Origin of the sequence: Cognatishimia maritima (assembly GCF_900129685.1) — a bacterium.
Lineage (GTDB): Bacteria > Pseudomonadota > Alphaproteobacteria > Rhodobacterales > Rhodobacteraceae > Cognatishimia > Cognatishimia maritima.
In genome coordinates this window covers 259,755-267,191 of the sequence record NZ_FQWM01000003.1, presented here as the reverse complement: position 1 = coordinate 267,191, position 7,437 = coordinate 259,755, and the positions used below count along the sequence as shown (strand labels likewise).

At 54.2% G+C, this 7,437-nt stretch carries 8 protein-coding genes; 5 read left to right on the top strand and 3 right to left on the bottom strand.

Features of this window, described 5'->3' with window-relative positions; all coding sequences use genetic code 11:
* Together BUA39_RS09805 and BUA39_RS09795 are read left to right on the top strand one after the other, a co-directional pair.
* A partial coding sequence (locus BUA39_RS09805) for a sulfatase/phosphatase domain-containing protein (RefSeq protein WP_341349545.1) occupies positions 1-419 on the top strand: 419 nt, incomplete at its 5' end.
* Positions 410-1,769, top strand: a protein-coding gene (locus BUA39_RS09795) for an IS3 family transposase (RefSeq protein ID WP_423219939.1) whose coding sequence is annotated in 2 segments (ribosomal slippage) — positions 410-756 and positions 755-1,769 — 1,362 coding nt in all. Because the reading frame shifts where the segments join, the coding sequence is not laid out codon by codon here. The genes BUA39_RS09805 and BUA39_RS09795, both read left to right, overlap by 10 nt.
* 228 nt (positions 1,770-1,997) lie before the next feature.
* On the opposite strand, the gene BUA39_RS09790 is transcribed toward BUA39_RS09795, so the two are convergent.
* Positions 1,998-2,564, bottom strand: coding sequence for a helix-turn-helix domain-containing protein (locus BUA39_RS09790; protein ID WP_072793023.1), 567 nt, complete (start codon positions 2,562-2,564; stop codon positions 1,998-2,000).
* 148 nt (positions 2,565-2,712) lie between these two features.
* On the opposite strand from BUA39_RS09790, the gene BUA39_RS09785 reads away from it, so the two are divergent.
* Both BUA39_RS09785 and BUA39_RS09780 read left to right on the top strand, forming a co-directional pair.
* The gene (locus BUA39_RS09785) at positions 2,713-3,990 is read left to right on the top strand and encodes a 4-aminobutyrate--2-oxoglutarate transaminase (RefSeq protein ID WP_072793022.1); all 1,278 of its coding nucleotides are present in this window, start codon (positions 2,713-2,715) and stop codon (positions 3,988-3,990) included.
* A 1-nt stretch (position 3,991) separates the two neighbouring features.
* Positions 3,992-5,464, top strand: a complete 1,473-nt coding sequence (locus tag BUA39_RS09780) for an NAD-dependent succinate-semialdehyde dehydrogenase (RefSeq protein ID WP_072793021.1) — start codon at positions 3,992-3,994, stop codon at positions 5,462-5,464.
* A 403-nt stretch (positions 5,465-5,867) separates the two neighbouring features.
* On the opposite strand, the gene BUA39_RS16985 is transcribed toward BUA39_RS09780, so the two are convergent.
* Positions 5,868-6,242, bottom strand: coding sequence for a recombinase family protein (locus BUA39_RS16985; protein WP_242648577.1), 375 nt, complete (start codon positions 6,240-6,242; stop codon positions 5,868-5,870).
* A gap of 544 nt (positions 6,243-6,786) precedes the next feature.
* Positions 6,787-6,933, bottom strand: coding sequence for a hypothetical protein (locus BUA39_RS16820; RefSeq protein ID WP_165610505.1), 147 nt, complete (start codon positions 6,931-6,933; stop codon positions 6,787-6,789).
* Between the two features lie 134 nt (positions 6,934-7,067).
* Here BUA39_RS16820 and BUA39_RS09765 point away from each other — a divergent pair, with 134 nt between their 5' ends.
* Positions 7,068-7,286: a hypothetical protein gene (locus tag BUA39_RS09765; RefSeq protein ID WP_131814594.1), complete on the top strand. Its 219-nt coding sequence runs from the start codon at positions 7,068-7,070 to the stop codon at positions 7,284-7,286.
* The last annotated feature ends 151 nt before the right edge of the window (positions 7,287-7,437 follow it).

The window sequence follows — 7,437 nt, the reverse complement described above, 5'->3', positions numbered from 1 at the left end:
TGTCTGGCCCCGGCGTTGCGCCGGGCGTCGTCGTCGACGATCCGGTTGGCACGGTGGATATTCGCAGCACGTTGATTGATCTTTGTGGTCTGGCTGGCGAAGACGATAACGGTGCGTCTTGGATGGGGTTGATCGACGGAAGCGAAAGTCGCGACTTTGCGGTGAACGAATGGGAAGTGGATTCCCAGCGTAGTGGTATGGACATGGACTTGATCACTGTGCGCAGCGGGCGGTACCGGATGTCGGTGGACCTGAAAACCGATACGGGTGAGCTTTATGACATGCAGGAAGACCCCGATGAGATGGTCAATCTGTTTGACGATCCGGGTGCGGGCGCGGTGCGCCAGGAGCATATGGATATGATCCGCAGCCGTGCGAAGGATCAGATTCCGCGCGCGCCTCGGGTTGGCTGGCACTAGGCAGGGCCGCCCAGCCTAATCGTACTGAACAATCACACATTCGAAATCGCGCTAGGAAGCCCGCATTTTTCATATATATACGACCAGTAGCTGGAGTATATCGGGTGCTGACGTCAGACAGAGGTGAGGGCAGCATAGCGGAGCTGTGTCGTCGTGAAGGGATTGCCACGAGCCTGTATTATAGTTGGTCGAAAGAGTTCCTCGAGACTGGCAAGAAGCGACTGGCTGGGGACACGGCGCGTCAGGCGACCGGTGTTGAGGTGAAGGATCTGAAGGCGGAGTCATCGGCGCTGAAAGAGGTCGTTGCCGACCTGACCCTCGAGAACAGGCTGCTCAAAAAAACATGTTCGAGGATGGGGGAGACGACGAATGAGATATCCCGCCTCCGAGACGCTTGAGAACATCCCTCTGGTTGACGGGTCGCACCTGCCGATCAAACGCACATTGGAAAAGCTCGGCATCCCCAGAACCACGTTCTATCGCTGGTACGACCGCTACCTGTCTCTGGGCGAAGCTGGCCTTGAAGATCGCCATTCCCGGCCCGGCAGGGTCTGGAACCGCATCCCCGACAAGGCACGCAAGCAGATCGTGGAACTGGCTCTGGAAGAACCCGAGTTATCGCCACGCGAACTTGCGGTGCGGATCACTGATACCAGGCGCTACTTCGTCTCCGAGGCTAGTGTTTACAGGCTTCTGAAGGCGAAGGATCTGATCACCAGCCCAGCCTGCATCACCATTAAAGCGGCCGATGAGTTCCATGAGAAGACTGTGCGGCCGAACCAGCTTTGGCAGACCGACTTCACCTATCTCAAAGTCATCGGCTGGGGTTGGTTCTATTTGTCGACAATCCTCGGCGACTACAGCCGCTACGTCGTCTCCTGGCGCCTGTGTACAACGATGAAAGCTGACGATGTCACTGCAACGCTGGAAAACGCTTTGGCAGCATCAGGTTGCGACAGTGCCACCGTTGCTCATAAGCCCCGGCTGCTCAGTGACAACGGCAGCAGTTACATCTCCGGTGACCTGGCGAGATGGCTTGAAGGTCAGGGCATGGACCATGTTCGGGGAGCGCCCAACCATCCGCAGACCCAGGGCAAGATCGAGCGATGGCACCAAACCCTAAAGGACCGCATCTTGTTGGAAAACTACTACTTGCCTGGGGCGCTTGAGCAGGCAATCTGCGACTTCATCGATCACTACAACCACAACCGATACCACGAGAGCATCGGCAACCTGACACCTGCCGATGTCTACTTCGGTCGGGCCGAAACCATCCTCAGGCGCAGAAAGGAGATCAAAAAACAGACAATCCAGAAACGACGCTTGCTGCATCAACAGAACGCGGCATAACATGAGTCTACAGCGAGCCTGATACTCCTAAGCCAACCAATCGCTCGTGTTCCAAATCATTCGATGACGGACAATATCTTAAATCAGCGCATTGGGACAGTTAGACTGATTTGATAAGAGAAGGTTTTTGCTTCAGCTCCACTCCTAAGTGGATTCGTTGAGCCGATGTCGCTCTCTTACCAAGTCGCCCGATTTGGACCTGTTGACTCTGATATTAAGTAAACGTTCCTAAAAGGTCGGCGGCGTACAGGCGCTGATCAATACACATTTTTCTGGCCCAACTTGCCGAAACCGGTGCGATTTACGGCTATCGAAGTAATAGGCGTCCCCTGGTCCCAAGATTTTGCGTTGCGCGCCCACAGTGATTTCGATCCGCCCTGAAATCACGACTCCGCCTTCTTGACCGTCGTGTTCATACATCACGCGGCCAGTGTCTGCTTTGATGGCGTAAGTTTCCTTAAGGATCATCATGTCGCGTCCAAAGAGATTGCTTCCAACCTGTTTCAGCGACAATCCCCCTTTGCCGATCTCAGTCAGCTCTTCAGCTGCATAAAAAATGGTCGGTCCGGGATCCGGTGCAAATGCAAAGAACTCTGACAGGCTGATCGGAATGCCATCAAGAATCCGTCGCAGGGCACCAACGGAAGGGTTCATTTTGCCTGATTCAATCAAGGATATCGTGGAGTTCGTCACATCCGCTTGTTTCGCCAATGCGCGTTGAGATAGGCCAGCACGCTCGCGGATTGCACGGAGCCTGAGTCCCAGTTCGATATCTTTATTCGCAGTGTTTGACATGTTTTGAATCCTCAACACTTTTCAAATGAAGTAAATAATTTCAAAGGCTTGCTGTCTACAAGAAACAGACTTTTTTGCCGTAGTTAACTTTCCTACCCTGCTTAAATCTTGCCGCTGGATGAAGCGCGTGAATGGGAAAAATAGAGATATGTTGAACTCAGAAGTAAGTGCTCGCAAAAACCAAGCGATTTCACGTGGTGTTGGGATGCAGACACAGGTCTACGCACAGCGTGCCAAGAATGCTGAGGTTTGGGATGTAGAATGCAATCGCTATATCGACTTTGCCGCAGGTATTGCCGTTGTGAATACCGGGCATTGCCATCCAGTGGTGATAGAAGCAGTTCAAAAACAACTGTCAGCGTTCACCCATACCTGCCATCAGGTTCTGCCTTACGAAAACTATGTGAGCCTTGCAGAGCGTCTAAATGCGGCGGTTCCGGGGGAGGGTCCGAAGAAGTCCATCTTTGTGACAACTGGCGCTGAAGCCGTAGAAAACGCGGTTAAAATCGCACGCGCTGGGACGGGCCGCCCAGCGGTAATTGCCTTTGGTGGAGGTTTTCATGGCCGGACCTTCATGGGCATGAGCCTGACCGGCAAAGTCGTGCCTTACAAAAAGGGGTTTGGTGCGATGATGCCAGATACGTTCCATGTCCCTTTCCCGGTTGAAATACACGGTACCTCTGTTGATCAATCGATGGATGCGCTTGAAGGCCTGTTTAAGGCCGACCTCGATCCAGAGCATGTGGCCGCAATCATCATTGAACCTGTGCAGGGGGAAGGTGGATTTTATCCAGCTCCTTCAGAGCTGATGACACGCCTCCGCGCTGTGTGTGACGCACACGGTATTCTGCTGATCGCCGACGAGGTGCAAACCGGCTTTGGCCGTACTGGCGCATTGTTCGCAATGGAGCATTACGACGTCTCCGCTGACATCACCACAATGGCAAAGGGTCTTGCGGGTGGTCTGCCTTTGGCCGCTGTCACTGGACGTGCGGAAGTGATGGACGCTGTACTTCCCGGCGGACTGGGTGGAACCTATGGCGGTAACCCGCTTGGGATTGCAGCCGCACATGCTGTTATGGATGTAATCGAAGGCGAAGGTCTTTGCGCGCGTGCTCAGGAACTTGGTGAACGCCTGAAAGCTCGCCTGACGGCGTTGAAGCCGACGCTGCCAGAATTAGTGGATGTACGCGGTCCGGGTTTCATGATTGCTGCAGAGTTCAACACAGCAGATGGCGCTGCGCCGAACCCAGATTTCGCCAATGCGGTGCGCGCAGAGGCGTTGTCTCGTGGATTGGTGTTGTTGACCTGCGGGGTCTATGGAAACGTGATTCGCTTCTTGGCTCCCCTGACCATCGAAGATGAAATTTTTGAAGAAGCATTGGGCATCCTTGAAGCGTCCATCGCAACTGTGAAAGGCGCTTAATATGACTGCAGCATTCGTAAAACTGCCACTCAATGATGCTTCGCTTTTAGAAAGCCGCGCCTATGTGAACGGTGTTTGGGTTACGTCTAACAAGACTTTTGCGGTGACGAATCCGGCGACGGGCGATGTCATCGCAGAGGTCGCAGACCTTAGCGTCGAAGATACACGATCAGCCATTGATAGTGCCTATGCTGCGCAAAAAGACTGGGCTGCACATACGGGTAAAGAACGCTCTGCCATCTTGCGCAAATGGTATGATCTGATGCTGGAAAACGCAGATGATCTGGCGACCATTCTAACCGCAGAAATGGGTAAGCCTTGGGCGGAAGCGCGTGGAGAAATCCTATATGGTGCATCCTTCATTGAATGGTTCGCTGAAGAAGCGAAACGCGTTTATGGTGACATCATTCCGGGTCACCAGCGCGACAAACGTATTGTGGTCCTAAAACAGCCGATCGGCGTCGTGGGCTCGATCACCCCGTGGAATTTCCCGAATGCGATGATCGCCCGAAAAGTGGCACCGGCCCTCGCCGTGGGCTGTAGCTTTGTTGCTCGCCCGGCCGAACTCACACCTCTGTCGGCTTTGGCCATGGCCGTTCTGGGCGAACGTGCGGGCATCCCAGCCGGGATCTTTAATGTAATCACATCGAGCGATAGTGCTGCTATTGGCGAGGAGCTGTGTGGCAACGATAAAATTGCCAAGGTGACCTTCACCGGCTCCACGCGTGTTGGAAAAATTTTGATGCGCCAGTGCAGCGACAGCATCAAGAAGGTGTCGCTGGAACTGGGCGGCAATGCACCGTTCATCGTGTTTGATGATGCGGATGTCGATGCGGCAGTCGAAGGCGCGATGATCGCAAAATATCGCAACAACGGCCAAACCTGCGTTTGCGCGAACCGGGTCTATGTGCATGCGGGCGTGTATGACGAGTTCGCGGCCAAACTGGTTGAAAAGACCAAAGCGCTCTCTGTGGGCAACGGCTTTGCTGATGGCATCACGACGGGGCCGATGATCAACGCAGCGGCTGTTGAAAAAGTTGAAGCCCACGTGGCTGATGCGGTTTCCAAAGGGGCAAACATCGCCCTTGGCGGTGCACGCTCTGAACTGGGTGGCGCCTTCTTTGAACCCACCGTTCTGACCGGTGTGACCTGTGAAATGATTGTGTCAAAGGAAGAAATTTTTGGCCCGGTCGCTCCGCTGTTCAAATTTGACGACGAAGACGACGTGATCGCCATGGCAAACGATAGCGAGTACGGGCTTGCCTCATATTTCTACAGCCGTGACATGGCACGCATTTGGCGTGTGGCAGAGGCTTTGGAAAGCGGCATGGTTGGTGCTAATACCGGCCTGATCTCAACCGAAATAGCGCCTTTTGGGGGCATCAAACAATCCGGTCTTGGCCGTGAAGGGTCGAAGTACGGTATCGAAGACTACCTAGAAATCAAATACCTCTGCATGGGAGAGATCGGATAACGATACCAGACCATTGCTCTGTCACAGTTAATAAGCGATGCCAGTATCATGTTGGCTCGGTTGGTACTCCGGTGGTGTTGATTGCTATATAGGGCGAATCTTGATCACTTTGTTTGGTAGTTTCACTCATCTGATTTATCCTCCTGAACTGAAGTGGTCCGCCACAGAGTTAGGAAACTGAGGGTCGAAATTGGAAACAAGCAAGACAAACTGGGGGCGTTTGCGGTACGGGGCGAAAGGACACTCTAAGCGGTTTTGCGATGCCGCTTGACGATGCCGAGCACGCTTTTCTTGCTGATGCCGAGGTCGCGGGCGATCCAGCGATCGCTACGTCTTTCCTCAACGGATGCAAGAACGTTCTGCGCAAGTTTGTCTGATTTTGGACGCTGCCCCGGCTGGCGCTCTAGTTTTTCCCGCGCGCGCGAGCCGTGGCGAGGCCAGTTTTTACGCGCTCGCTAATCAGTTCTTGTTCAAATTGCGCGATCCCTGCCAGCATCGTCGCCATCATGCGTCCATGCGGCGTGTCCAATTCGAAGGTCAGACCTGACATTGCGACGACCGAAACTTTCCAGCCTGAGAGTTTGTTGAGGGTATCGGGCAAGTCTTGAGTGGAGCGCCCCCACCGTGAAAGCTCGGTGACCAACACGGCTTCAATTTTCCGGGCTTGGGCCAGATCTATGATTTTTGATCGCTCCATTCGGTTCGACTTGGTGCCTGACGCAGTTTTCATGAAAACATCCATGAAATCATAGCCACCGCGCTCTGTAAATTCGCCCAGCTCACGCTGTTGGTTCTCGCAGGATTGGTCGGCTCACGTGGTTCGTGTGGTTGCGCCAATTTGAAGTTGGCAACAATTCGGCAGGTGCGAACCGATTGCTGGACCATCTGGAATATCTACATCATATTAGCCTCCCGCTTGATTTGGTTGCGGGTGTGCCGGAACATCGAGTCACCCGCCTCCGTCGTCAGGGTGAAGGTATTTCGCCGATGGACTGCGCGATCTGCCAGACGATCGGCGCTTGGCTATCCTAGCTGTCTGTGCTCTGGAGTGGCGAGCCGCAATTTCAGACGCGATAGCTGAGACCCATGACCGAATCGTTGAGAAAGACCTAGCGCGAAGGGCGGCGGCTTTGCACGGTCCGCGTGGAGAATGCCAGATCGGCAGTTCAACAGACCGCCCGATCTTTCCGGGATTTGGGTGCCGCGCTTCTGGAAGCCAAAGAGGACGGCCCATCTTTGGAAAAGCCGTCGAAGGCAGTCTGAGCTGGGAGCATCTGCCTGATCTGGCCGCCATTGCCGCGAGATTGTCTGATACGTTGTCGTCAGATCCGATTGCGCACGTCTTTCAGGGGCACAATAGATTCAGGCGCTCTATCCGGCGAATGCTGTGCCTTCTGAATGTAGAAGGTGCCAATATAGCCTTGCCTCTCATAGAGGCGACGGCGTTGATCCAGAGCGGTACGAGGCATGACCAACCAAGGGATTTCCTACGTCGGACATCCACACGGCATCGGCATTTGGACAATCAAGAAACCGGAGGCAGGCGTCTTTGGGAAGTGGCAGCGTGTTTTCATCTGCGGGACGCTTTTCGGTCGGGCGATATGTGGCTGAAGCAATTCAGGCGCTTTGGGTATCTAAATCGGGTGTTGGTCGTCCAGGCGGCGAGGCGGCGGAGAATGTTCAGCTGTCCGTGCCGCTTGATCCGGATACATGGCTGGCAGATCGGCACGCTCAGATGGTGATCGGGCTGCAATATCTGTCGAAGGCTGCGAAAATGGTGGTATTCCGGGCGGCGCTATCATGGATGGCGTTCTCAGCTTGAGCTGCTTGCCAATGAGAACACCTTCCGACGCAGCCGATCCCTTGTTCAAACTTCACAAACGTATTCCAGATACGCGGATCACCGACACCATGCGAGAGATAAACGAAGCGACCCGATTCACTGATGCGTTCACCCATTTGCGCTCCGGTGT

What these genes read in the sequence shown, in the direction of transcription:
- BUA39_RS09790 (WP_072793023.1), bottom strand. Translation starts at nt 2,564, where the DNA reads ATGTCAAACACTGCGAATAAAGATATCGAACTGGGACTCAGGCTCCGT.
- BUA39_RS09785 (WP_072793022.1), top strand. Translation starts at nt 2,713, where the DNA reads ATGTTGAACTCAGAAGTAAGTGCTCGCAAAAACCAAGCGATTTCACGT.
- BUA39_RS09780 (WP_072793021.1), top strand. Translation starts at nt 3,992, where the DNA reads ATGACTGCAGCATTCGTAAAACTGCCACTCAATGATGCTTCGCTTTTA.
- BUA39_RS16820 (WP_165610505.1), bottom strand. Translation starts at nt 6,933, where the DNA reads ATGCCTCGTACCGCTCTGGATCAACGCCGTCGCCTCTATGAGAGGCAA.